25 protein-coding genes and 1 riboswitch are annotated in these 26,065 nt (G+C 40.2%); of the genes, 20 read left to right on the plus strand and 5 right to left on the minus strand.

Translation table 11 applies throughout. From position 1 onward, the window contains the following. The first annotated feature begins 82 nt into the window (after positions 1 to 82). Positions 83 to 3,022: a tetratricopeptide repeat protein gene (locus tag QMD82_03810; protein MDI6851046.1), complete on the plus strand. Its 2,940-nt coding sequence runs from the start codon at positions 83 to 85 to the stop codon at positions 3,020 to 3,022. A gap of 237 nt (positions 3,023 to 3,259) precedes the next feature. Here the strand turns inward: QMD82_03810 and ndk are convergent, their stop codons facing one another. Genes ndk through QMD82_03825 form a run of 3 tightly spaced genes read right to left on the minus strand, consistent with a single transcriptional unit; the run spans position 3,260 to position 5,179 of the window. Further along, complete coding sequence (ndk, locus tag QMD82_03815; GenBank protein MDI6851047.1) at positions 3,260 to 3,670, minus strand: nucleoside-diphosphate kinase; 411 nt, start codon at positions 3,668 to 3,670, stop codon at positions 3,260 to 3,262. Further along, on the minus strand, positions 3,657 to 4,193 hold the full coding sequence (locus QMD82_03820; protein MDI6851048.1) for a 2-oxoacid:acceptor oxidoreductase family protein: 537 nt from the start codon (positions 4,191 to 4,193) through the stop codon (positions 3,657 to 3,659). Before QMD82_03820 ends, ndk begins: the two co-directional genes overlap by 14 nt. Continuing rightward, positions 4,169 to 5,179, minus strand: a complete 1,011-nt coding sequence (locus QMD82_03825; protein MDI6851049.1) for a thiamine pyrophosphate-dependent enzyme — start codon at positions 5,177 to 5,179, stop codon at positions 4,169 to 4,171. The genes QMD82_03820 and QMD82_03825 overlap by 25 nt, the downstream gene beginning before the upstream one ends. Positions 5,180 to 5,249: 70 nt before the next feature. Here QMD82_03825 and QMD82_03830 point away from each other — a divergent pair, with 70 nt between their 5' ends. From QMD82_03830 to QMD82_03870, 9 genes are all read left to right on the plus strand, one after another. Next, positions 5,250 to 6,218: a MoxR family ATPase gene (locus QMD82_03830; GenBank protein ID MDI6851050.1), complete on the plus strand. Its 969-nt coding sequence runs from the start codon at positions 5,250 to 5,252 to the stop codon at positions 6,216 to 6,218. Further along, a complete protein-coding gene (locus QMD82_03835; GenBank protein ID MDI6851051.1) occupies positions 6,215 to 7,258 on the plus strand; it encodes a deoxyguanosinetriphosphate triphosphohydrolase in 1,044 nt (347 codons plus the stop codon). The genes QMD82_03830 and QMD82_03835 overlap by 4 nt, the downstream gene beginning before the upstream one ends. A gap of 19 nt (positions 7,259 to 7,277) precedes the next feature. Further along, positions 7,278 to 8,153, plus strand: a complete 876-nt coding sequence (locus tag QMD82_03840) for a radical SAM protein (protein MDI6851052.1) — start codon at positions 7,278 to 7,280, stop codon at positions 8,151 to 8,153. Positions 8,154 to 8,237: 84 nt separating this feature from the next. Further along, positions 8,238 to 8,417, plus strand: coding sequence for a hypothetical protein (locus tag QMD82_03845; protein MDI6851053.1), 180 nt, complete (start codon positions 8,238 to 8,240; stop codon positions 8,415 to 8,417). Positions 8,418 to 8,419: 2 nt separating this feature from the next. Continuing rightward, a complete protein-coding gene (gene accD / locus QMD82_03850) occupies positions 8,420 to 9,256 on the plus strand; it encodes an acetyl-CoA carboxylase, carboxyltransferase subunit beta (GenBank protein MDI6851054.1) in 837 nt (278 codons plus the stop codon). Then, positions 9,249 to 10,331, plus strand: a complete 1,083-nt coding sequence (gene ugpC / locus QMD82_03855) for a sn-glycerol-3-phosphate ABC transporter ATP-binding protein UgpC (GenBank protein MDI6851055.1) — start codon at positions 9,249 to 9,251, stop codon at positions 10,329 to 10,331. Before accD ends, ugpC begins: the two co-directional genes overlap by 8 nt. 5 nt (positions 10,332 to 10,336) lie before the next feature. Beyond that, positions 10,337 to 11,494, plus strand: coding sequence for a YihY family inner membrane protein (locus tag QMD82_03860; GenBank protein ID MDI6851056.1), 1,158 nt, complete (start codon positions 10,337 to 10,339; stop codon positions 11,492 to 11,494). Between the two features lie 20 nt (positions 11,495 to 11,514). Then, positions 11,515 to 12,162: an orotidine-5'-phosphate decarboxylase gene (gene pyrF / locus QMD82_03865; GenBank protein ID MDI6851057.1), complete on the plus strand. Its 648-nt coding sequence runs from the start codon at positions 11,515 to 11,517 to the stop codon at positions 12,160 to 12,162. Position 12,163: 1 nt separating this feature from the next. After that, positions 12,164 to 13,270 carry a hypothetical protein gene (locus QMD82_03870; protein MDI6851058.1) on the plus strand — a complete coding sequence of 369 codons (1,107 nt, stop codon included), beginning with the start codon at positions 12,164 to 12,166 and terminating at the stop codon, positions 13,268 to 13,270. On the opposite strand, the gene mtnA is transcribed toward QMD82_03870, so the two are convergent. Then, positions 13,254 to 14,279: an S-methyl-5-thioribose-1-phosphate isomerase gene (gene mtnA, locus QMD82_03875; GenBank protein ID MDI6851059.1), complete on the minus strand. Its 1,026-nt coding sequence runs from the start codon at positions 14,277 to 14,279 to the stop codon at positions 13,254 to 13,256. The genes QMD82_03870 and mtnA overlap by 17 nt on opposite strands. Next, a complete protein-coding gene (locus QMD82_03880; protein MDI6851060.1) occupies positions 14,276 to 15,094 on the minus strand; it encodes a PHP domain-containing protein in 819 nt (272 codons plus the stop codon). Before QMD82_03880 ends, mtnA begins: the two co-directional genes overlap by 4 nt. 155 nt (positions 15,095 to 15,249) lie before the next feature. Here QMD82_03880 and QMD82_03885 point away from each other — a divergent pair, with 155 nt between their 5' ends. The 10 genes from QMD82_03885 to QMD82_03930 all read left to right on the plus strand — a co-directional run bounded on the left by QMD82_03885 (position 15,250) and on the right by QMD82_03930 (position 26,064). Further along, positions 15,250 to 16,029: a serine O-acetyltransferase gene (locus QMD82_03885; GenBank protein ID MDI6851061.1), complete on the plus strand. Its 780-nt coding sequence runs from the start codon at positions 15,250 to 15,252 to the stop codon at positions 16,027 to 16,029. Continuing rightward, complete coding sequence (locus QMD82_03890) at positions 16,030 to 16,932, plus strand: cysteine synthase family protein (GenBank protein MDI6851062.1); 903 nt, start codon at positions 16,030 to 16,032, stop codon at positions 16,930 to 16,932. A gap of 259 nt (positions 16,933 to 17,191) precedes the next feature. After that, complete coding sequence (locus QMD82_03895; GenBank protein ID MDI6851063.1) at positions 17,192 to 18,115, plus strand: asparagine synthetase A; 924 nt, start codon at positions 17,192 to 17,194, stop codon at positions 18,113 to 18,115. A 47-nt stretch (positions 18,116 to 18,162) separates the two neighbouring features. After that, positions 18,163 to 18,522 (plus strand): glutamine synthetase beta-grasp domain-containing protein, encoded by a 360-nt coding sequence (locus QMD82_03900; GenBank protein ID MDI6851064.1) that lies wholly within the window; start codon positions 18,163 to 18,165, stop codon positions 18,520 to 18,522. A gap of 827 nt (positions 18,523 to 19,349) precedes the next feature. After that, positions 19,350 to 19,461: riboswitch (TPP riboswitch) on the plus strand. A 41-nt stretch (positions 19,462 to 19,502) separates the two neighbouring features. Further along, a complete protein-coding gene (gene thiC / locus QMD82_03905) occupies positions 19,503 to 20,768 on the plus strand; it encodes a phosphomethylpyrimidine synthase ThiC (GenBank protein MDI6851065.1) in 1,266 nt (421 codons plus the stop codon). A 5-nt stretch (positions 20,769 to 20,773) separates the two neighbouring features. Further along, positions 20,774 to 21,589 carry a hydroxyethylthiazole kinase gene (gene thiM, locus QMD82_03910; protein MDI6851066.1) on the plus strand — a complete coding sequence of 272 codons (816 nt, stop codon included), beginning with the start codon at positions 20,774 to 20,776 and terminating at the stop codon, positions 21,587 to 21,589. Then, entirely contained in the window at positions 21,586 to 22,353 is a 768-nt protein-coding gene (locus tag QMD82_03915) for a sulfide-dependent adenosine diphosphate thiazole synthase (protein ID MDI6851067.1), read from the plus strand. Before thiM ends, QMD82_03915 begins: the two co-directional genes overlap by 4 nt. Beyond that, a complete protein-coding gene (gene thiE, locus QMD82_03920) occupies positions 22,350 to 22,982 on the plus strand; it encodes a thiamine phosphate synthase (protein ID MDI6851068.1) in 633 nt (210 codons plus the stop codon). Before QMD82_03915 ends, thiE begins: the two co-directional genes overlap by 4 nt. A 488-nt stretch (positions 22,983 to 23,470) precedes the next feature. Continuing rightward, entirely contained in the window at positions 23,471 to 25,102 is a 1,632-nt protein-coding gene (locus QMD82_03925; GenBank protein MDI6851069.1) for a DUF2207 domain-containing protein, read from the plus strand. 38 nt (positions 25,103 to 25,140) lie between these two features. After that, positions 25,141 to 26,064 (plus strand): NAD-dependent epimerase/dehydratase family protein, encoded by a 924-nt coding sequence (locus QMD82_03930; protein MDI6851070.1) that lies wholly within the window; start codon positions 25,141 to 25,143, stop codon positions 26,062 to 26,064. The last annotated feature ends 1 nt before the right edge of the window (position 26,065 follow it).

Here is a 26,065-nt window from a genome sequence, read left to right on the forward strand (position 1 = left end):
AAAAATTGGTACTTAAGTCTAATCCCAATAAAAAGTTATCCGAAGTTTGATTATACAAACCCGCTAAATTACAATCTTACCGATGAAACTCGTTTTTTTACTTTTTGTAATAAGCCAAAGTGTACTTGATGTGGGTATAAAATATCTTCAGAACAAAGATTATGATAAGGCTTACCAAATATTTCAGCAGATTCTGACTGTCTCAAAAAATACCCCTGAAGGTAACTGGGCAAGATACTATTTAAGTCTCTCTTTACTGGGACTTGGAGACACCCTATCCTCTCTTGGAAATCTAACTACACTATGGAAGGAAAATTACGACGATTCCTTAGCCTACCTCGCCTACAAAACCTTTGCTGAACTTTCCTCTACTCAAAATGACTCACTAAAGTGGGGTATTGAACTTGTGCAATATTTTCCTACTTTTGCAAAAAGAAAAGAATTAATTGAAAACATTTTACAATCGGACTTAGACAATTCGACGAGGATACTCTTAAAAAGAATTCTCGCCTCAGATTACAAAAACCAAAAATATTTGTACGATCTTGGAAATGAACTCCTTTCACAAGAACCCGGAAAAGCCCTCATTATCTCAGAACGCGAGGGTTTTTCCTTTTTGAAAATAAAAGCCTTTATAAACTCAAACAAATACTTCCTTGCATACTTAAGTTTACTTAGAAACAACCCCCAGAAAAAAATTCCTGAAGAAGCAATTACTCTTCTTAGAAAGACTGGAAATTCAGCAAGACTCATTGGTATTTTGTATCCATTGGACTCAGAAAACGAGAAAACATCGTTCGAATTCGCACTAATACTTGATAAAGCTGGATTAAGTACTTCAAAATTTAGAAAACATCTAAAAAATCCTCTGTATACCGCATATTTCAATCAGAAAAGCCTTACCTTAGCAGACCTCCAGAAGCTGGAAAGTTTAGAAAACTCAAACCTTAGAAACTACATCCTTGCTAAGGGTTATTTAAAAGAAGGATACTTAGTGAAGTCCCTTCAATTAGCCCTTTCTCTGCCAGATTCATTTGAATACAACCGCTTTAAAATAGAGCTCATCGACACCTTCATCTCGAGAGGAATTTTCACAAAGGAAGTGTTAGAATTGCTTAAGCAGATCGAATTCTACTATCCACTCACAGAAAGAGACGAGAGAATATTAATCGTATCTAAGGCTTTGAAACTGGAAGTTAAAGATATTTTAGAAAGAATCGAAACCAATGATGTCAAAATAAATCACAAAATACCTTTTAACACCATTGAGACAGCCTACACTGATACTGAACTGATTAAGATCCTTTACGACAATTTTGATTTTGATGGCGTGATACGGTTTTCCAGTGGAAAACCGCTACCAAGCAACATGAAGTATTACATTGCAAGCGCCCTAATCGAAAAAGGATACTACCATGAAGCTATTAGCTTATTGGAAGGCGAAAGCAACAACTACCCCACCCTTTTTCTGAAGGCAGCATCAAAACTTAACGACCCAACGCCCTATTTAAACAGCATCCCCAAAAATCTCTCCAACAAAGACGCTTACTATCTTTTCATTATAGCCCTAAAAACCCAAAACAGGTCATTACTGGCTGATTACAATGCACCCTACTTTTGCTTCTATCGTGCCATTCTGAATTCCGATATCGATTCCGCCTTACAATACTTAGATCGTAACAACCATAGAATGCTACTTGAACTCACAAGACTTCTTCTTTACCAGGAGAAATTCCAAAAAATCGTTGAACTAACGCAAAATGTAAATCCGCTTTATCCAATTGAAACCGAAATTTATAAAATAAGGCTCAAGGCGTTTTACAATCTTGGGAGATATGAAGAACTCATAAAAGAATATGAACAATATAGCGATCTTATTAATGACGAAGAACTTTCAACTCTGGCTGCGCTTTCTGCTCTAAAACTGAATCAAACCGACTTAGCCTTCGTTTTTGCACTACGTTCCGATCGGGAAGAAAATAAAAAAATATTATCGCAAATCTTTTTAAACCATGGATTAGTAGAGGAGACGGATGCGAGGTATCTCGAAGGTAAAGATCTTCTTTGCTACTACTATATAAAGAAAAATGAAAGAGGACTTTTAGATTTTATGCCAAAAAACACAGAGGAGGCCTGGTTGAAGTTAAAATATTTGGCACAACTTTCCGGAAAAATCTCTTTAGATTCCATATTCCAGGTATATTCTGCTTCTTACAACTTCACAGAAAATGATTGGATAATCCTCAAGAGTTACTCGCTACTCGCAAAAAATGAGATTGACAGTCTTATCCAGGTTATCAATAACAGCAATCTTCAAGATCCTGAACTTCTGTATTTAACCGGAGTCAAACTCATTCAGACAGGGAAAGTTGATGACGCCGCTAATTTATTTAAATCCGCCATCGACCTGGCTGAAGACTCACTCAAACACGAAATTTACTTCCGCCTTGGAAATATAGAAGCGACAAAGGGAAACTTTAATTCCGCACTGTTCTTCTATACAAAAGCTCTGAATTTAGGGACCAAATTCAAGAAGGAAATTTACTACAATTTGTCAATTTCTTTCAAAAACACGGGACAGGTTGACTCTGCTTTGGTTTATCTTGAAAAACTAATTAATGAATTCCCTAACGATGAAATAAGTGTTGAGGCTTCAATAAATCTTGGATTTCAGCTGGTAGAGAGGCAGATTGATCCGGAGAAAGCGATCTATGTTCTCGGAAAAATAATTGGTATTGGAACAAAGGTGCAGGATTGCGAAGCCCTTTACTGGCTCTCAAGAGCCTATATGCTCACTCAGGACCTCAAAATGGCCCTGGCTACCCTAAAAAGAATTTACACCTACTATAAAGAATTTCCCGACTGGCGTGATACTGCTAAACTGGATGCAGCGAAAATACTCGTCTACTTTAACTATAGGGAAACAGCTAAAAATCTATACCACGAAATAATAAAGTCCCGTGGGCAAAACGACCCTCTATCTCAGGAAGCATTGAACCAAATAGAATTTTTTAAACTTTAAAGCTTCTCTTCTTGCACTCTGAAGGGGGTTTTGGGAAAGGTGTAGTTACAGAAAGCACATTTATAGGGTGGTTTAACCGAGGGATAGGAAAATTTTCTACCGCAAGATGGGCATTGGATCTCGATAAAGTTGCCCAAGGCCTCAGGAATTCTTTTCATTGAGGAACGACACATTGGACAGAAGAGGGGATCTTCCTCTGCAACTATTACATATCCACAGGACTTGCACTCAAAAAAACTACTCATCTCCGAAAAAGCACTTCACTTCGTGCTCAAAGGATTCAGGTGAATCGGAAGCATGAACAGCATTCACTCTTACATTAGTTCCATACTTGTGTCTAATAGTGCCAGGTTCGGCCTTTGAAGGATCTGTCGCCCCTACAAGTTTTCTTAGGTCTTCGATCGCGTTTTCCTTTTCCAATAGCAAACCAATTACCGGCCCCGAAATCATAAATTCTACGAGACCCTCAAAAAACTCTTTGCCCCTGTGAACAGCATAAAACTTTTCCGCCTCTTCCCGTGTCCACCTTTTCATGCGAATATCTAAAATATTAAAACCCGCCTCTTCCACCATAGAGATTATTTTTCCAACCACCCTTTTTTGTAAAGCATCAGGCTTAAGAAGTAAAAAAGTCCTATTCAAGAGAATATCCCTCCATCAAGGCTTTTTTGTTGAGATCATGATATTTTTTAACTCTTCTATCCACCGCCCTGTAGAGTGAATCAAGCCTTACAAGATCAAATTTCTTTGCTAAAAAGCCCAGGACAAACATATTTAAAACGAGAGGAGTTCCTATCCTGTCCTTCACAACTTCAGTAAAAGGATAAGCAATAACCTCAATCCCATCCACCTTTGATAAACTCTTGACGTTAAAGGTGTCTACAATCACAGTTCCGCCTGGCTTTACAAGCCTTACAAATTTGGTGTAAGCATCCTGGCTAAGAGTGACAAGAACATCCGGGTGTTGAACCTTAGGATAAGAGATTGGTCTTCTCGAGATAATTACATCCGACCGAGATGTACCCAGTCTTGCCTCCGGACCATACTCAACCGTCTGGACAATTTCCAAATTTTCTTCAATTCCCGCCGCATCGGCGAGCACAAGACCCGCAAGAATAAGTCCCTGGCCACCGGAACCTGCCAGGGTTATTTCGATCTTATCTCTGTCCATTTTTCCCTCAATAGTTTTAAATAACTTTTATTTTTGTTCTCTGCAATAATTCCTATCGGAATAAAAGCCCCTTCTTTCGGCGCTGTCCCAACCATATAGGTGATCTTCTTGTACCAGTCAAGGGTCCTATACGCATCTGCCTCCAGGTTCAATCTACCATAATAAGTCGGACAGGGACTCAATACCTCTACGAGTGAAAATCCCTCAATATTCATTGCCTTTTCAATAAGTTTTTCAAGGAGAGGTATGTGGTAAACCGTTGCACGAGCCACGAAGTTTGCACCAGCCGCTTTGGCAACCTCACACCCGTCAAAGGAAGGCTCCATGTTCCCGTAAGGGGTCGTTGTAGTGTAGGCATTAAGGGGCGTTGTAGGTGAGGCCTGTCCACCTGTCATACCATAATTGTAGTTATTCACCACAATGGCAAGCAAATCAATGTTTCGCTTGGCCGCGTGAACAAAGTGGTTCCCTCCAATTGCATAAGCATCTCCATCACCCATCACCACGATAACTTTTAGTTCCGGCTTAGCAAGTTTCAAACCGGTGGCGAAGGCAAGCGCTCTTCCATGGGTAGTATGGAGAGTATTGAAGTCTGCATATCCTGGCATCCTTCCCGTACAACCAATCCCGGAGATCATTGAAACCTTATTCTTATCAAGGCCCAACTTGTTAATCACCTTCAAAAGGGCTTGAAAAACCATTCCTATACCACAGCCAGGACACCAGACGGAGGGCATGTGACTCACCCTCAAATAATCGGTCAAAGGATGAATCTCACTTTTAACATCCCGATCAGTAACCCAGATGGCAAAGTCAGGACAATGATTTTCGCACTGTTTGCAATTTATACAAGCATCTTCATCAACCACAATAGGAAATCCTGCAGAATCAAAGTCAAGCACATCTTTGGGGCATATATTAACGCATATGCCACACCTCTTACAATAACTTTTATTTATATGGACGGAATATAATTTCTTTTCCATAAGCCTGTTAATAAGGATAAAACCGCCCTTATGGCTTGTCAAGGAACGAAGCTGGATTTATAATTTTATCATGAACGAAGACAAAGTTACAGAATTAAGTAAGGATCTGTACCAGCGAATTCTCAGTGAGTTTTCTAAAAGAATCGTTGGTCAAAAAGAAGTTATTGAACAGATTCTTATTGCCCTCTTTTCTCAGGGACATGTAGTTGTACTTGGCCTTCCAGGTCTTGCAAAGACTCTAATTGTAAAAACCCTTGCCGAGCTTTTGGATATACAGTTTTCCAGAATCCAGTTCACTCCAGATCTTATGCCATCGGATATAACCGGAAGTGAAATATTGGAAGAAGATCCCAGCACAGGTAAAAAATACTTTAAATTTGTTAAAGGCCCCATTTTTGCTAATATCATCTTGGCTGACGAGATTAATAGAACCCCTCCAAAGACCCAGTCAGCACTCCTTGAAGCCATGCAAGAGTTAAAAATAACAGTTTCAGGAAAAACCTATTTTCTTGAAAAACCTTTCTTTGTCGTTGCTACACAGAACCCCATAGAGCAAGAAGGTACTTACCCACTCCCTGAAGCACTTCTTGACAGATTCATGATGGAAGTGAAAATCACCTATCCTTCACGAAAGGAGGAGATTGAAATTGTCAAGGAAACCACAGGACCTGAAGAAATAACAATAAATAAAGTTATATCACGCAATGAAATCTTAGAGATCCAGAAGCTTATAAGGGAAATTCCCGCTCCCGACCATGTTGTCGAATACGCAGTAGATTTGGTCAGAAAGACAAGACCCTCAGAAAAAGAAGCTCCTGATATTGTAAAGGAGTATGTCCTCTACGGAGCGAGTCCTCGTGCTTCCCAATCTTTGATACTCGGAAGCAAAGCGAGGGCCTTTCTGAGGGGAACAATAATACCAACCACTCAAGATGTAAAGAACCTTGCTTTACCTGTTTTAAGGCACAGAATAATCCGCTCTTTTAAGGCCGAAGTTGACAATGTGGGCGTGGAAGACATTATAAAATCGCTACTATGACCATAAGAGAAATATTAGAGGAAAGAGAATACCAGATTCTCCATCCTAAAGCCAAAAAATCCAAGGAAAGTACAAGGGCTTACAAAGAGGCCCCATGCCCCATCAGAACAGAGTTTCAAAGAGACAGAGACAGGATAATTCACTCTAAGGCTTTCCGCCGATTAAAACATAAAACTCAAGTCTTTATTCAACCCGAGGGTGACCATTTCCGTACACGCCTTACCCATACCCTTGAAGTCTCTCAGATTGCAAGAACGATAGCACGGGCGCTCTTTCTAAATGAAGATCTCACAGAAGCCATAAGTTTAGGACACGATCTCGGTCATACCCCTTTTGGTCATCAAGGTGAACATGCCTTAAACGAACTTATGAAAGACTTTGGTGGATTCAAACACCCCGAACAAGGGGTTAGGGTCGTTGAAATCCTTGAGAAGGAAGGCAGAGGACTAAATCTCACAGAAGAAGTTAAAGAAGGGATTGCAAAACACTCCAAGGGGTTTGGAAAAATCATCAGCATCAAATCACTGGCTTCTACCTTAGAGGGCCAGATAGTAAGGGTTTCCGACATAATCTCTTATGTGAACCACGATCTTGATGACGCAATAAGGGCAAAAATTCTAAGAACCGACGAAATTCCCGAGGAGTTTATAAAATACTTTGGAGAAACAAGCTCCAAAAGAATTAGCTTTATGGTCTCTGATGTAATAAATACAACGATAGAAAATGATTACAAATTCATATCAATGTCCCAAGAAACGGAAAATATGCTTGAAAGGCTTAGAGATTTTTTAAGGAGCAGGGTCTACTTTTCACCCCTTGTAGTTTCGGAATCTGAGAAGGCAAAGCACATTATCGAATTTCTCTTCAATTACTACGTGAAAAACTACAAAGAAATCCCCTTTTATGAGAGCGTTAAGAGTAAGGTTAAAGACTACCCACCCCAGAAAGCAGCATGTGACTATATTTCTGGAATGACTGACCGATTTGCCCTCCTCGTCTTTGAGGAAAAATTTATTCCAAAGGCCTGGAGCATGTTTTAGGTAAATTTCACTTTCAGGAATGAGAATTTCAAGAGAAGAGCTAAAAAAGCGTGTAGTGAAAGCCTATTCATTCCTTAAAAGCTGTACCCTTTGTCCACGAAACTGCAGAGTCAACAGACTTAAGAACGAAATCGGCCTCTGCAGGACGGGAAGCAAAGCGATAATTTCATCCTTTGGCCTTCACTTTGGTGAAGAAAGGGTCTTAGTCGGAGGAAGAGGCTCTGGAACAGTGTTCTTCTCAGGATGTTCCCTTCGTTGCGTCTTTTGCCAAAACTATACTATTAGTCAATACGTTGAGGGTACATCAGTTTCAAACTCAAATCTTGCTAAAATATTTATACTCTTACAAAAACAGGGAGCAATAAACATAAATCTGGTAACCCCAACCCACGTTGTGCCTATGATTCTTGAAGCCCTATATTTAGCTTACGATGAACTCAAAGTTCCCATCGTATATAACTCCAGCGGATACGATTCCGTAGAAACCCTCAGACTGCTTGAAGGAGTTGTGGACATCTACATGCCAGATTTCAAGTACGGTGACAACACAAAAGCCCTTAAATACTCAGGGGTGAAAAATTATTTCGATGTGGCAAAAGAGGCAATTAAAGAAATGCAAAGGCAGGTCGGTGACCTGACCATTGAAAATGGCATTGCAATTAAAGGACTTCTGGTCCGTCACCTGGTACTGCCTAAGGGACTTGCCGATTCCAAAAAGGTTCTTGATGTTATAAAGAATGAAATTTCAAGCAATGCTTATGTAAATATTATGGATCAGTATTATCCTACTTACCGCGCCTACGAATTCACTGAACTCTCAAGGAGCATAACCTCCAAAGAGTATGAGGAAGTGAGAAATTATGCACTATCTCTTGGATTAAGGCTTGCGTGTTAAGCCAACAAACCTGGGCACTCCTAATCTACTTGGTAATTGATTATCTTAAAAGCCATCATTATAATTATAGACAGGGAGGTTGTGTTGAGAAAGTTTTTTGCATTCATTATGGGAGTTGGGTTTGGGACTTTATTGATAAGCCTGATTTCTCCTGCACCAGGCAAGGAAGTAAGGAAAAAGTTTAAGATAATTCTAAAAAAGCCTAACCCACGTGAAAAAATTGCAAAAATAAAAGAGATTTATTCAAAATTTCAGGTAGATTAAGGATGCTTTTTAAGAAAAGGAAAGAATTAGAGCCCGCTAAGAAAGAAGTCCCTGAAGGTCTTTTTGTGAAATGCGAAAAGTGCGACGAAATGCTCTATAAAACTGTCCTGGAAAAGAACTTTCTCGTTTGCCCAAAATGCGGTCATCATTTCAGAGCGAATGTGGAAATCTATAAAAAACTACTCCTTGACAATGGCGAATTTGAAGAACCCATAGCTTCTCACCTTGAAAGCGATGATCCCCTAAACTTCCCCGATTATAAAAACAAATTGGAACAGGCCAAGAAAAATACAGGCCTTAAAGAGGCTGCCGTTGCCGGGATAGGTAAAATTAACGGGAAAAAAGTGGTAATTTTTTTGACAGATTTCCGGTTTCTCGGTGGTAGCATGGGGTCCGTCTATGGTGAGATTTTTTACAGAGCTTGCGAAGTAGCCAGGGAAAAGAAAATCCCTCTTATCTCCGTGACCTCCTCCGGCGGAGGGGCGAGGATGCATGAAGGCATCTTTTCTTTGATGCAAATGGTAAAAACCACCCTCGGAGTTGAGATGCTAAATGAAGCAAGGATACCATTTATTTCCGTCGTCTGCGACCCTACTATGGGTGGTGTCATGGCCTCCTTTGCCTCCCTTGGTGACCTAAACATAGCAGAGCCTGGGGCCCTTCTGGGTTTTGCCGGACCTCGTGTTATTGAGCAAACTATAAAACAAACCCTTCCACCAGGTTTCCAGAGAAGCGAGTTTCTTTTAGAGAAAGGTTTCCTTGATATGGTTGTGCCAAGAAAGGAATTAAAAGAAACTCTTTCCAAAATATTATCCTATCTGGGGGTTAAAAATGGCTGAGGTTAGACTCGTAAATGTCTCAAAGATCTTTCCCCGGGGAAACGTAGGGGTTAAAAACGTTACCTTTGAAGTTGCAGATGGTGAATTTTGCGTTATTCTTGGTCCTTCAGGTTGTGGAAAGACCACAACACTCAGGCTAATTGCGGGACTTGAATATCCCACTAACGGTGAAATCTACATCGGAGACAGGCTCGTGAACAATGTAGAACCAAAAGACAGAGAAATTGCGATGGTTTTTCAAAATTACGCCCTCTACCCCCACATGACCGTTTACGAAAACATGGCCTTCGGTTTGAAAATGAGAAAAGTACCAAAGGAAGAGATACACAAAAGAATACTGGAGGCTGCTGAATTGCTGGATATAAAGAATCTTCTTGACCGCAAACCAAGGGAACTTTCCGGGGGCCAAAGACAGAGGGTTGCGGTAGGAAGGGTTATAGTGAGACATCCTAAAGTATTTCTCTTCGATGAACCACTCTCAAACCTTGATGCCAAAATGAGAGTAAAGATGAGAGCAGAACTCAAGAAAATACATGAACAGCTTAAGACCACAACAATTTACGTAACCCATGACCAGGTTGAAGCTATGACCTTAGGGCAGAAAATAGTTTTAATGAAAGATGGTGAAATTCAGCAAATCGGCGATCCCATGACCCTTTATGAGCACCCAGTAAATAGGTTTGTTGCTGGATTTATCGGGTCTCCTCCTATGAATTTCATTGAGGGAGAACTCATTGAAGAAAGCGGAAAAATCGTGTTTTATTCCCCCATAGGGAAGTACTCCTTACCGGAAAACATCGCACTTAAATTGAAAGACAAAGAGGGAAGAAAAGCAGTATTAGGGGTAAGGCCCGAGGATATAATCCTGAACCAAGGAGATTTTAGAGCTCTGATTGAATTCTACGAACTTCTTGGAAACGAGACCATCGTGTACTTAAGAAGTGAAGAACAACCTTTAATAGCAAGAGCCCATGCATCTTATGTCCCAAAAACCGGAGAATACATTACCTTTACCTTTTCTGGAAAGATCCATCTTTTTGACAAAGAGACGGAGGAAAGCTTATTAAAGCCATAAACATCATTAAGCGCTTCTTTGAGAAAATTCAAGAAGACGAGCTTTTTAGTAAAGCCTCATCACTCTCCTATATGACCGTTTTCGCTTCGGTTCCAGCCATTTCTTTGATTTTTTTTCTCTTTGCGAGATTTGCTGTTTTTTCAGACCTTTACATTAAATTCAAAAACTTTCTTTTCACCTATTTCATCCCCCAAAGTGGTATAGCTTTTGAAAAAAAGCTCGACGAACTTATCAAAAACATTGGTTCACTTGAAATCTTCGGCGTTCTTGCTCTTATAATAACCACCATCCTTGTCGTTGATTCAATAGAGGGAAACATAAATAGAATATGGGGAATCAAAAAAAAGAGGCCCCTACTTATAAAAATGGCCTCCTACTGGGCTTTTATCAGCCTTGTTCCCATTCTCATTGGTCTTTCGCTCTACATTTCAACACGTTTTGCCTCCTTCGGTTTTCTAAAAGTACTGGGGGAATCTCTCATATTCAGATCAGTTCAGTATATTCTATTGCCCTTCTTTATAACAGTTATTGCCTTCTGGATTATTTACTTTTTCTTACCCAACGCAGAGGTTAATCCCCTTGCCGCTTTAGGCGGAGCAGCTTTCGGTGCCTTCTTGTGGGAGATAGCAAAATACGCTTTTGACGCTTACGTTATCTACTTTTCCACCATACCCAAATTTTATGGAACTCTTGGAAACATACTGGTCTTCATCTTTTGGATTTACCTTTCTTGGCTTTTTTTACTCCTCGGAGCGGAAGTTGCCGTTTTCTTAGAAGGGGACCCGGGGGCTAAAGTTACTCCTTCTTTGCTCCTTGTCGCAGTGTTATTAACCTATAAAAAGTTTGAAAATGGAGAGCCAATAACGCTAAAGGACCTCATAAACCACCTAAAGTTAAACCTTGCAAAGAGCAGGTTTGTCTTCAGAACCCTGGAAGCCTATAACCTCGTTGTGGAGATAAAAAAAGGCCATTTTGTACCAGTAAAACACCCCGAGAAAATGCTCATAAAAGACTTAACAAAGACTATTGGCGTCTTAAACTTTGATTCAAACGGCCTCTTAAAAACTGAAATTAAAGCCATTGAATTCATTCAACAAAAAATAGAATTGGGGATAGAAAATCTGACCATAAAGGAGGTATTGCCATTAGTACAGGAATTATAATAGCATTAAATACAGCCTCAATGGAAGAAGCATTAAAGTGGGTGGATATAATTGGCATTGAACACGATTTTTACAAGGTCGGCCTTCCCTTGTATTTAAAGTATGGTAAAAAAATCATCGAGGAACTGAGGAAAAGGCACAAGAGAATCTTCCTCGACCTCAAGCTTCACGACATCCCTTCAGTAGTAGCTCGAAGTCTTGAACCTTTTGAAAGAGGGGAAGTGGAAATAGTCACCGTTCATATCTCCGGTGGTTCAGAAATGCTAAAAAGAGCTAGAGAAGAAGCCCACAAACGAGGTATTGCCCTGGCAGGTGTTTCCGTTTTGACCAGCCTTTCAAGGCTCGAGATCCAGCGACTCTTCGCATATCCATGTGAAATAGAAAGAATCGTTGAAAGTATGCTAAATGTCGCTTGCGAATGCGAAATTGACTACGCGGTGCTCTCCGGAATCGAGGTTTCAAAACTGGGCTACAAATTCCAAGGTAAAATCGGATTTATCGTACCCGGAGTCAGAATGGAGGAGGAAGAGGTTGACGACCAAGCAAGGGTTATAACACCACAGGAGGCAAAAACACTGGGTATTAACTACATCGTCGTTGGAAGGCCTATCACTCACAGCTCCAATCCTATTGAAGCTTTGAAGAAATACAAAAGAGCATTATCGTGAGATGTTCTTTATTTTAAGCCTAATATCTTATTTTGTACCACTAACCACAGAGGATTTTCTAAAACCTGAACTTCAAAGACCCATCAATGACAGAATTTATATACAGGAAATCCCGTTCTTGCCCAACTGTAACCTGCGGTTTTGGAATTGTGAAGAGTTCGAAAAACGAAGCGGAAAAATTGATTTTATATTCATCAAAGACTCTTTGAGGTCCCCCGAAGTACTCCTTTATTCGCTCAGAGGTGAGAGGTTTTCCGAAGTCGGAGGATTTCTTAAAACTCCCATTGAAAAAATCGAATACCAGTCAGTGATTCTTTACTCAAATCTTAAGATTGTAGATTCCAGCACTTCCTTTTTACTGCTTGCTTTCAAACACACCGGCAAAGTTAATTTTAACATTTCTTACGCACAAATAGAAGGCAAAAACGGTTATGCGCTTTCCTCTTCTTACAGGAATCTTTTCGCTTTTTATAGGCAAGGCGAATTTAACGAAGCAGGACTGGGCTTCATAGTAGGAAATCTATCAGCATATTACAAAATCGATGGAAAAATCCACAATGCAATATTTCACTATAAGGGAATTTCGCTTGGCCTAAGCTATTGCGAGAAGTTATACCCATACCTTGACGTTAAGCATACTTTAAATTTCCTGACCCTAAGAATTGGCTATACTGCTAATAACTTCTACAACAGGCTCGAAAATCCAATTTATGGGTCGATAAAATTGGAGAAGAACGGATATTTTGCCAGCATTGACGCAAAAATCGGGAAAGAAGGGATTTACTACTTGGAAAATGGCGAGTTGAGAGGTGGGCCATACATCGCAGGAATTTCCGGTGGCATTCAAAAAGAATACCTTCAATTATCTTTTAACTACTTTATGCCGAGCCAAGGTAAATTGGCCCTCCGAGTTTCGCCCGCTTTTGAATTCAAAAAAGGAGAAATCGCATTAGAACCCGCAGCGACAATCTTCTACGACCACAGATCTAAGATTTTGCAAGGAAAAATCGGGCTTTCACTGTTTCTCTTCAAGGCAATAGAAGCAAGATTTTCCTATGATCTTTTGAAGGGCGCTGTTTTCGGTATTGGTGTCAACCTTTTTGACTAAAATTATAAGGTGGATAAAAGACTCCCTCTTCGGTAATTATTGCAGTAATAAGACTCCACGGGGTCACATCAAAAGCATAATTTAAAACATCCACTTCCTCAGGAGCAATCTGCTTCTCACCAACAAAAACTACCTCCCTCTTGTTTCTCTCTTCTATATCGATTTCTTCACCACTTCCAATGGCAAGATCAATAGAACTGGTAGGCGCGGCTACATAAAAAGGAATTCCATGCTCCTTTGCAAGAATTGCAAGCATATAGGTGCCAATTTTATTCGCAGTATCTCCATTTCTCGCGATTCTGTCAGCACCGACAAAAATTGCGTCGATCTTTTCTTTTTTCATCACGAAAGCAGCCGAATTATCCGTTATAAGAACGGGGCTGATTCCATTCTCAAGAAGTTCCCAGGTGGTCAACCTTGCACCCTGAAGGACAGGCCGAGTTTCAAGCACAAAAACCTTCTCAATCTTTCCCTGCTCATAGCCTTTATATATTATGCCAAGAGCGGTTCCTATGTGGTTAGTTGCAAGATAACCTGTATTGCATATAGTCATAACCTTAGCCTTTTCAGGAAGTAGAGAAACTCCAAACTGAGCCATTTTCTCACAACGTTCAGCTTCTTCTTTTTCTATCTTCACTGCTTCTTTCATTAATAGATCCTCGAGGGATGATTTGTCCTTTACTTCAGGGTTTTTGATTATTCTCTCGATCCTCTCCAGCGAATGAAACAAATTAACAGCGGTGGGTCTTGTTTTTCGCAGTTCATTTACACTACTTAAACCTATCTCCCTGATCCTTTCCATTTCTTCAATATCAAGGCTTCTTATCACCTGCACAATAGCATAGGCGGCAAAAATGCCAATAAGGGGGGCACCGCGCACCTTCAAATTAACAATGGCATCAATGGCATCTTGCAGGGTATAAACATACTCAAAACGGACGATTTCGGGCAGTCTCGTCTGATCTAATACTTTTATGGTGTCCCTGAAACACTCAACTGGTTTAATCATCGCCTCACCACATCAATTCTTCTTCCAGAAACATCACAATAAAGATTGAAGTCCACGGGGTATCCTTGCCCCTCCAAATCTCCGTGGAAATCTGTTCCACCCGTAATCAAAAGGCCATTCTTAAAGGCAATCTCTTTCAATTTATCTTCCAGATAACATGGATTTTTAGGGTGAAAGACCTCTATCCCATCAATTTCTTTCAAAATTGAGATGTCAATAACCTCATCCATACGATTTATGATCCCCGGATGGGCCAGGATAGCAATGCCACCACTTTTGTGAATAATATCTATGGCTTCTTCCACAGAGATCTTGAACTTCTTTACATAAGCCGGTCCTGAATCTCCAATGTACTTTTCAAAAGCTTCCTCTATACTCGATACAAAACCCCTTTCCAGCAATTCCCTTGCGATGTGAGGTCTTCCTATCGCTTTATTTTCCTCAAACTTTGAAATATCGGGGTTAATCTCAATACCCAGACCTTTCAATTTTTCTACCATTTTCCAAAATCTTTCTTTTCTTGCCTTTCTAAAAGTCTCAAGATAACTAATCAGATATTCTGAGTTGAGATCTATGAAATAGCCTAAAACGTGAACCTCTTCCCCTTTATACTCCGCTGAAAGCTCAACTCCAGGTATAAGCTCTATATTTAATTTAAGGGCCTCCTCCTGAGCCTCCGCTAATGCCTCCACCGAATCGTGATCAGTAATGGAGAAAATCTTAATTCCTTTTGAGTAAAGCAAATATACCAGTTCCCTAGGTGAATAGAGCCCGTCAGATTTCGTAGTATGTGTATGGAGATCGCATCTATGCATAATCTCAGTTTAAAGGAAAAAGTGCGAATTTTAAAGGGATTTAAGAGCTTGAAAGTTTACAAAACCAATATTAAATAACTTTCTCGCCATTAAACTAAGAGCTTTATATGTACGGTGCCCACTCCTTCACATAGTAAAATGTGTAAAGGTGTGGCATGCGTCTTGGAATAATATTTAATGTAGATTTTTATGAGCTTATTAAAAAATTGAAAATCCACGAGAGGAGGCCTAAAATTATTACATTCAAATTAAAGGAGAGTATAAATGGGGTGCGGTTGTGTAGGCAACTTCTTATTCTGGGAAAACAATATAGTGAGGTTCGCCTCGCCATCAAAAAAGACAAAGAAGCTCTAAAACGATTAGATCCAGCTTTTGAAACCCCTTACCAGTACCTGTTTCACGCAGGTTTTCAGTCCCTTAAACTTTACAGGTATTCTCATATGCTTTATGAAACGGGGTTCAAGCTTATTGCCTTCGCTATATATCACCTTGCCAGAATATTATACGGCGTTGACATACATCCAGCTGCTGTTATAAAACCAGGGGTTGTGATAGACCACGGGGTTGGTTTGGTCATTGGCTCAACGGCAGTAGTAGGAAGTGGCACTGTACTATATCACGGCGTTACCCTCGGTTCAAAAAATCTCTCAACGGGCAAGCGACATCCTACCCTCGGCAGAAACGTCTTTGTGGGAGCCGGTGCGAAAATACTCGGGCCTGTTAAAATAGGCGATGGAGCCAAAATTGGGGCAAATAGTGTGGTCCTTAACGATGTTCCAGAAAATGCTACGGCAGTAGGGATTCCAGCTAAGATCATTATAAAAACTACTCCCAATTCAAAAAATAGTGACGACTTAGATCACCTTTGTGAAGACGAGGAAAGCCACTGTTTATGTCTAAACACAAGTCATTGGATAGCACAAGAGGTGAAATAAATGGCGAAAAAGCAAAGCGATCTTCTGTCAACCTTGTCTTTCATAAAAATCGGTGATACACCATTAGTTTATCTGCAAAAATACGAAATATTCGTAAAACTTGAAAGATCCAATCCTACGGGTAGTATAAAAGATAGAGCCGCTTACTTCATGCTATTTCAAGCAATCAAAGAAGGCAAAATAACGCGACATACCACTATCGTGGAACCTACCAGCGGAAATACGGGAATATCCTTAGCCTGGCTGGCAACTCAATTGGGTCTAAAGGCAATCTTAACAATGCCAAAAGCAGCATCTATCGAAAGAATCAAGCTCTTACAAGGTCTGGGAGCAAGAGTAATATTAACTGATACCATTGAAGAAGCCGTAGAAAAAGCCAAAGCTATTTCCGAAAATAAGGATTTTTTTATGCCAAACCAGTTTGAAAACGAAAGGAATGTACTTGCTCACTTTTCTACAACAGGGCCTGAAATCCTAAAACAAATGGACTATCAACTTGATGCTTTTGTAGCTGGTGTAGGATCCGGAGGAACAATAACGGGTGTTGGGAAGTTCCTAAAAGAATTTAACCCGACCATAAAAATCATAGCGGTTGAGCCAAAACAATCCGCAATTTTAAGTGGTGGTTCCCCTGGTAAACACAAAATTCAGGGAATAGGTGCGGGCTTTAAGCCTAAAATACTTGATTTAAAGCTGATTGATGAAATAATCCAAATCGATGACAGCGAAGCACTGGGTTGGACGGTCAAATTGTGGAAAGAAGGAATATTTGCAGGAATATCCTCCTCAGCCAATCTCTTGGCATCCTTGAAGATCAAAGAGAAGTACAAATTTAAAAGAATTGTTACCGTTTTTCCAGATGATGGGTATAAATACCTTTCGCAGATTCTGGGCAATTCTTAACGAGTCCATGCACTAACTTACATTTTAAAGAAGGTAAAACACAGCTTTATACTGCCTTCTTGACTTTCCATGCGCGGCTTAATATAATATCATCAATGGTAATGTGTGGTTTGTTATTTGTGTTTACATCGAATATTCTACTTATTAATTATTTCGCACTTAATTTCAACAATAATAACGTCCCCCGCTCATAAGGGGGACGGCATACTAAATCAATAGAACCCCGCTTGTTCTTTGATTCCCAAAAGGAGGTAAAACTATGTTAGAGTTTGAAATCTTTGAACATTTAAAAGACGAAAAAGTAAAAATAGCAGTAAGGGTTCAATCCCTTATAATCAAAATTTTGAGAGATTTTCTCCACGAAAAGGGATTTTTTGAAATTCTCCCCGTCGTGATTTCCAGAGTTACCGATCCCCTATCAGAGGTTAAAAAATCCATATCCTTTGAAATCTATGGTCAGCAATATCAGCTCACCAAAAGCATGATCTTTCACAAAAGGATGGCTCTATTCAATCTCGACAGAATATTCACCCTTTCCCCGAACATAAGAATTGAAGAGGAAAAGAAATCCTCAACACGAAGACATCTTGTGGAATTCGTCCAGCTTGACGTTGAAATAAAAAATGCAAAAATGCAAGAGGTGATGAATCTCATCGAAGAAATGCTAACTTACTTATTCAAAAGGTTAAAAGATGAGGCTAAAGAAGAACTGGCTTACTTTGGTAGAACTCTTCCCGAAATCAGTCCCCCTTTTCCTGTTTATGAATTTGAAGACGTTTACAGCCTATATGGAGAAGATTACGAAAAGGTTATCTCTGAAAACTCATCAGTTCCGGTTTGGATAGTCCATTTTCCTGAAGGGAGAAGAGAATTTTATTATAAGACAATCCCATCAACGGGGAAAATGGCCGACTTCGACCTCCTGTACCCTTATGGATATGGAGAGGCAATTTCTGGGGGCGAAAGGGAAGACGACAGAACAAATGTTATAAACAAGCTTAGAAATAAAGATGCGGAATTCCTAAAAACATTCTATTTGAAGTTATTGGAGGAAGGAGTTCCCCCATCTGCAGGTTTTGGGATTGGAATTGAGAGGCTGACGATGTTTGTCTGTGGACTTAGCCATATCGTGTATACCAAATTTTTCCCAAAACTGCCATTAAAAGAAGTTCAGTTCATTTAAGAGGAGGTGCCAACTTTAAAGGATTTGACTTTAAAAATAAGGAAGAAGTGATCAATTTTCTCAATGATCATCCCGAGGTCAAGTTCCGTAGATTTCTTTTTGTAAATGTTCTCCGCAGGCCTCTAAACTTTACTAAACCCTCAAAAGAAATTGAAGATACCTTTAAAAAGGGAAAAGGCTTTGATGGAAGCTCGGTTGAAGGCTTTGCAAGAATTCGTGAATTTGACTCAGTTTTTGTACCTGATCCCAGAAGCTTTAGGGTATTACCTTGGAAGCATGAACTTGGCAGTGAGACCTGGTGTAAATCTTTGATGTTTGGTAACATTTACGATGCCAATGGGGACGGGTTTAACGGTGATTCAAGGTTTATATTAATCAAAGCTCTTGAAGATAGGCAAGGAACTTAAATGCATTGGTCCAGAGATTGAATTTTTTTATTCGAAAACGATAGAAGCACTAAATCATCAGGTACAGGAGGCTATTTTTACAGCGGGAGCTCGTGTTGGTTCAGAAAAGTTGCCGTGATATGTTTGTAAAATGGGTATTTCTGTTGGTTGTGATCATCACGAAGTAGCTCCGAGCCAGCACGAAATAGATTTAAAATACGGTCAGCTAAAGAAATCGTAGATAGCATTACGCTTGCAAAATATGCTTTTAAAAAAACACCCGAGAGACTAAACCTTCATTTCTTCTTTATGCCAAACATATAAAGGATCTCCCTGGCAATGAAGTGAATCTCCATATTTCTCTCTTCAGAAATGGCGAAAACTTATTTCACTCCCCCGCAGGTTTTCCGATTTCGGAAAACGCTTTGCAATGGCCTTATCTAATATGGAGGGAAATTCAACGGTTTTTAAATCAATGGGTTAATTCTTACAAAAGACTAAGACCAGGTTATGAGGCCCCGTATTATTCAGCCTGGAGACAAAGAACCGTTCCTTCTGCGTGAGTGTACTGAACTTCAGAAAAGACTCAAAAAACTCGTACAGAATTGAGCTTAAAAGCTCTTGAACTTTTTAGAACCAGCAGGTCTTGCGGAGAAGTACTTGGTTAACACGTTCATGAAAAACTCATTGAAAACAAAGAGAAAGAATGGAAAAACTACGTAATGGAAGTCGGAACAAGGTATGAAAACGAGGTAGCGAGTTTGAACTGAAAAAGTATCTCCCCATTTTGTAAACTAAGCCCTTTGAACTGACATTTTTGAATTACATAATATTTGTGATAAAATAATATTCGGCACTGGGGGAGCTGGGTAAAAGCCTGGCTGAGAGGCCTGCCTAAAAGGCGACCCCTCGAACCTGATCCGGGTAATGCCGGCGAAGGGAAAGTGCCAGTAGCTTTCCCATACGCTCAGCCCTCCCCCTTAAAGCCAGAGGAGGAAAAGATGGGGGAGACTTTAATTGAAACACTAAAATCTGGTAAAATCCCAGAAAAGTTCATAGAAATCTGTAAAAAAGAGAAGGTAGACCCAAAGCTGATGTCACAAGAAGTTGTCTCCGGTACAGCTGTCGTCGTCGGATACCGCACCGGAAGAAATCCTTTTATACTCTCAAACTTTGTTCGTACAAAAGTAAATGCTAACATCGGGACGAGCACGAATCGGTCAAGCCTTCCGGAAGAACTGGAAAAGCTCAGAGCTGCCTTAGATGCAGGTGCTGACGCAGTCATGGATCTTTCACTGTCAGAGGACTTAAAAATTATTAGAAAGAAAATACTCGAAAATTCTACTGTGCCAGTGGGAACCGTGCCCATCTATGAGGCTGCAACACAGGCAAGAATTAAGCGAGGTGCAGTCGTAAGGCTTGATGTGGAGGAGATTTTCGATATCCTTGAACAGCAAATGGAAGAAGGCGTTGACTTTATGACCATACACGCAGGGGTAACAAGAGAACTTGTTATGAAACTGAAAGAAAACCCAAGACTGGAAGGTATCGTCTCCCGAGGGGGTGCAATACTTTCTGCCTATATCAAAACCTACAATAGAGAAAACCCACTCTTTGAACATTTCGATCGCCTGCTGAAATTAGCCAGAAAGTACGATGTCGTACTTTCCCTCGGCGATGGTATGAGGCCCGGCGCAATAAAGGATGCAGGAGATTACTTCGAGGTGGGAGAGCAGAAAGTTCTCGGAGAACTGGTTCTTAAGGCGAGAGAAGCAGGGGTTATGACCATCGTTGAGGGTCCCGGGCATGTTCCTCTTCATAAAGTCAAGGAAGCAGTGGAAAGAATGAAAAAATTAAACTACGGAGCTCCTCTTTACCTCCTTGGACCAGTTGTGACAGACATAGCACCAGGGTTTGACCACATCACTGGCGCAATAGGTGGTGCCATCGCTGCCTGGTCGGGCGTTGAATTCCTCTGTTATGTAACTCCTGCCGAGCATCTCGGACTTCCAACAGCAGAAGACGTAAAACTGGGCGTAATTGCTGCAAGGATTGCGGGGCACGCTGCTGACATTGCAAAGGGAATCAAGGATGCCGATAAATGGGATGAGGAAATGTCAAAAGCAAGAAAAGAACTGAACTGGGATACCATGATGGCTCTATCTATTCATCCAGAAACCTCAAGGAGATTGAGGGTTGAAAAGTCCGGCGAAGGTTTATGTACAATGTGCGGTGAGTACTGCGTATTCCTAATTAACAAGGATTAAAAGAAATGAATATTAAAGAAAAAGCTCAAAAAGCCCTTGAGAATATCAAGAACTTAAGCCCTCTTGTTCACAATATAACCAACTATGTTGCCGCAAACTTTCAGGCGAATGCACTACTGGCTATAGGTGCTTCACCTGTCATGGCACACTCTGAAGATGAGGTAGAAGATATGGTTTCCATCGCAAATTCCTTAGTCCTTAATATAGGAACACCCACTAAAACCATGATCAACTCTATGATTATCGCCGGTAAAAAGGCAAACGAGCTAAAAAAGCCCGTAATTTTGGACCCCGTTGGTGCAGGCGCCACAAGATTTAGGAACTATTTAGTAGAGAAAATACTAAACGAGGTAAAGGTAGACATAATAAGGGGAAATGCCTCTGAAATCGGAGCAATTTGCGGTCTGGAAAGTAAGACGAAGGGAGTTGACTCCATAACGAAACCGGAAAATATTCTTGAATCCGCTATCGAATTTAGCAAAAAAACAAGAACTATTGTCGCAATTTCAGGGGCGATAGATTACATTATAAAAGGAGATAATGTTTTGGAATGTCACAATGGAGTACCTTTGCTTGGTAAAATAACCGGGTCCGGTTGTGCAGTATCTTCCATAATCGGAGCTTTTGCAGCTGTAGAGGAGGATAAAGCCTTTGCTTCCCTTTTTGGCCTTGCTCTCTTTGGGGTGGCAGGGGAGCTCGCCTCTAAGAATGCCACAGGCCCCGGGGGTTTCTACTCCCTTTTAATTGACAGGCTTTACAATCTAACACCTAATGAATTTTCAGAAAACTTGAAGTTTGAGGTAAAAAGGAGCGAGAAATGAAAGAAAAGAAAATTACTGAAATCATAATCAGGAACCATTTTAATCACCTTTTAAGCGCCATAGAAAGTGATATAATCATTGCCGGGGGTGGTCCTTCCTCCTTGGTGGCCGGATATTACCTGGCCAAGACCGGTAAAAAAGTCACGATTCTTGAAAAGAAACTATCTCTCGGTGGAGGAACCTGGGGAGGAGGAATGGGTTTCAAATTTGCTGTAGTGGAAGAGGCATGCCTCCCCATCCTGAACGACATGGGCATAAGATACAAAAAAGAGGAAGAGGACCTCTATTCCGTTGATTCCATAGAATTAGCCAGCGGTTTAATATTTAACGCAATAAAGGTGGGAGCAGAAATCTTCAATCTCATTTCTGTAGAAGATTTAGTCATAAAAGATAACAGAGTCCAAGGTGTGGTGATCAACGCATCGCCGATAGAAATAGCAAAGCTCCACGTGGACCCCATAACCCTATTGGCAAAGGCAGTAGTTGATGCCACGGGACACGACCTTGAGGTAGTTAAAGTTTTAATTAAAAAGAACGGTGTGAAATTAAATACTGAAACAGGCGAAATAATTGGTGAAAGGTCTATGGATGCTGAAGAAGGAGAAAAAATCACTGTTGAAAAAACAGGTGAGGTATTTCCCGGTCTATACGTTGTCGGAATGGCCGCCTGTGCCTGTTTTGGCGGGCCGAGGATGGGTCCTATTTTCGGAGGTATGTTATTATCAGGTAAAAAGCTGGCAGAAATGCTAATTGAGAAACTATGAAGGATATATTAAAGCTGTATCTCATTGCTGATTATCTTTACTACGATGAAAATTTCTATGAGAAAGTTAAAGAGGCAATTAAAGGCGGAGTTACGGCAGTCCAATTTAGATTTAAAGGTGTAGACGACGGGCTGGCCTACGAAATCGCCAAGAATCTGAAAGAAATTTGTAAAGAAAAAGGCGTCGCCTTTTTCATAAACAACAGACCCGATTTTGCAATTCTTCTTGATGCTGATGGAGTTCACATCGGGCAAGACGACTTACCCCTCACCGAAGTTAAAAGAATCGTATGCGGAAAAATTGTCGGAATCTCCGTAGGAAACAAAGAAGAATTTGAAAAGGTGATGAATATGCCTTTCGACTATCTCAGTTTTGGGTCTGTTTTCGCAACACCTACCAAACCAGATGCAGGAAAACCCATAGGCTTAGAAAATTTGAAAAAACTTGTAGAGATAACACCCGATGTCCCCAAAATTGCCATAGGGGGGATCTCTGAAGAAAACGCACTAAGCGTGATACAAACGGGGGTATGTGGTATTGCTGTATCCAGTGCCATAATGAAATCCACAAATCCATACGAATCTGCCAGGCGTTTGAGAGAAATTGTTGAAAAGGGATTGAAAGGATAACCAACTTAAGAAAACAACGAAGAGCCAGGCGGAAATCAAAACCCAAGAAAAATTAAAAGATCAAAACAATTTCTCAAGACTCAGAATTTGGGATAGATTAAAAAATCCGGCATTCATCAAAGCCCTTTTAATTTACATAGCACCACTTGCTAAATCCTTTGATTCTCTTTCAACAAGAACACAAACAAAGATATAACTCATGCAAAAAAAGATAACAACGTTGTCAAGTTAACATAGGGAAAACAGAAAGCCAATACCGAAAAATATTAATTCAAAAGTTCAAATACCTTCAACACCAACAATAAGCATAACTAAATGGGATTAGTTGAAATAGAAAAGTGAAATCCAAACCTGCACCAAATTTAAAGCTTAACTGTACACGGCTACCATTGAACCTATTTAAAACCCTATTTTTAGTTTGGGGTTCAGATTAATCCTTTGCACTGTTATCCTTTGCACTGTTATAAGACACACTTTAAAATCTAAACATGAACGTATTTATAGCCCTTCTCCTTTCATGGTACATTAAAGAGTTTAATGTAGCATTAAGACTTACAGGGGATAATCTTCTTGATGTCAATGAGACAATCACCGTAGATTTTGAGAATGAAAAAAGACATGGTATCTATAGGAACATCCCTGTTAAATTTAGAAACGACCAGTTATCCATAAAGGTTATTTCTGCAGGAAGTTATGACTTCGAAGAAATGCCATGGGTCTTAAAAAGAGGTCCAGACTATCTCACTATAAGGATCGGAGATCCTGATAAATACGTATCAGGTGTGGTAAGATACTACATTAACTATCAAACTGAGTATGCAGTTTTTGACAGTCTCAATTATCAATATTTTATCTGGAATGTCACAGGAAATAGCTGGAATGTCCCCATAGATTCGGTAATTTGCAATATTGCATTACCCGTTTTGCCATTGGAAGCCCGTGCTTACACAGGGTTCTTTGGGGCAAGGGGGAAAGATGCAAAGATATACGCTGACAGCATTCAAGGTTACCTTTCTTTTGCCACAACGAGAGCCCTGGAACCTTACGAAGGCCTCACAATCCTGCTTAAATTTCCTCCAAACACGTTTAAAGTCCAAAGCAAGATTTCAAAGCTTGGAAAACTCTTTCTTAAGCTATGGCCATTATTCATACCCTTTATCGCTTTTTTTATTCTCTTCTTGGAGTGGTACAAACGGGGAAGAGACCCGTATACCGGGACCATTGTTGTACAATATCAACCTCCCGAAGATTTGACCCCTTCAGAAAGCGGAACAATCTTTGACGAGAAGGTTGATCCGAGGGATATAACAGCAGAAATCGTTTTCTTAATGCTAAACGGATACATCCAAATAGAAGAGGGAGACAAAAAAGAAATCATAATCAAAAAGCTAAAAGATTGTGACGAAAATCTTAAACCTCACCAGTGTGCAATTTTAAAAAGCCTCTTTAAGCCCGAATATGCAAAGGAAGACAACAAAGTTGTAAAAATTTCGGATCTGAAAAACCGCTACTATAAGGAATTCAAGAAAATCAGTCGTGAAATCTACAAAAGCCTCACAACGAGAGGCTATTTCAGAGAAGAGCCAGAAACTGTTAGAGCCTCTTATTACGCCATCGGAGTCGGAATTTCAATGGGAATCGGGATTGTAGGGCAGTTATTAATGAAAAACAGCACAAGCAATTTGTTCATAATAATCTTCTCCGCAATCTTAAATTTCTTGATCTTTTCTTTCTTTGGAAGAATAATGGTAGCTAAGACTGAGAAAGGAGCACAAGCCTTGAGATACTTGAGGGGGCTCCGAGAATTTATACATACCGTTGAAAAAGAAAGGCTTAAACTCTTTGCCCTTGATAATCCAGAAATGTTTAAAAGACTGCTCCCCTATGCCATAGCCTTCGGAGAAGAGGAAAAATGGGGAAAAGTTTTTGATGAAATATTTGAAGAGATAAAAGAACGAGTTGAATTTGGCTACGTGAGAGTCCACTCCTTCGTCCCAACAATGACCTATCTCAATTCTACCCTTTACAGTATTCCCCACTCCTCTGGCGGTAGTCATGGCGGATTTAGTGGCGGTTTTAGCGGCGGTGGCGCAGGTGGCGGTGGTGGAGGTGCGTGGTAAGTTCACCCTTTTCACAAACTTTCTTTTATAATTAAAGCATGAAGATTCTTCTTACAGGCGGCTGCGGATTTATTGGGTCTCATATTCAAGACTACTACATCAAAGAAGGTCACGAAGTAGTAGTCGTTGATAACCTTACCTCTGGGAAGAAGGAACACCTAAATCCAAAGGCAAAATTTTACCAACTGGATATTCGCGATCTGGAAGGTCTTGAAAAAGTATTTTCTGAGGAAAAACCGGATATTGTGAATCACCACGCTGCCCAGATTAGCGTAATATATTCCACTAAGAATCCACAAGAAGATGCGGATACTAACATTCGAGGAACCATAAACCTCTTAGAACTCTCAGTAAAACACGGCGTCAAAAGATTCATCTTCTCCAGCAGTGGAGGTGCGATATATGGAAACCCAATTTACCTGCCTTGTGATGAACTTCACCCCATTGACCCCCTCAGCCCTTACGGAATTTCAAAATATGCGGGCGAAATGTACATAAGATACTTTTACAAAAATTTTGGGCTTGATTACGTTATACTGAGATATGGTAACGTCTACGGTCCCCGTCAGGATCCTTATGGAGAGGCAGGGGTTGTCGCAATATTTGGAATGAACATGCTGAAAAATGAAGATTGCTATATTTATGGTGATGGCAATCAGGAAAGAGACTTTATATATGTTGAGGATGTGGCAAGAGCGAATATACTTTTCACAAAATTGGGAAAACTGGCAGAGAGGGAGTTTAATATAGGTTCTGGCAAGGGAACATCGGTTAATGAACTTTTTAAAATGATGAAAAAAATAACAAGGTACAGTAAACAACCTATTTACAAAGAACCAAGAAAGGGTGAGGTTTACAAGATCTATCTGAACGTTGACAGGGCAAAAAAAGTGGGCTGGTCGCCAACAGTAAATTTTGAGGAAGGTATTGAAAAAACTATTGAACATTTAAGAAAATCTTGAA

Source organism: bacterium, assembly GCA_030019025.1.
Taxonomy (GTDB): domain Bacteria; phylum Hydrothermota; class Hydrothermia; order UBA1063; family UBA1063; genus UBA1063.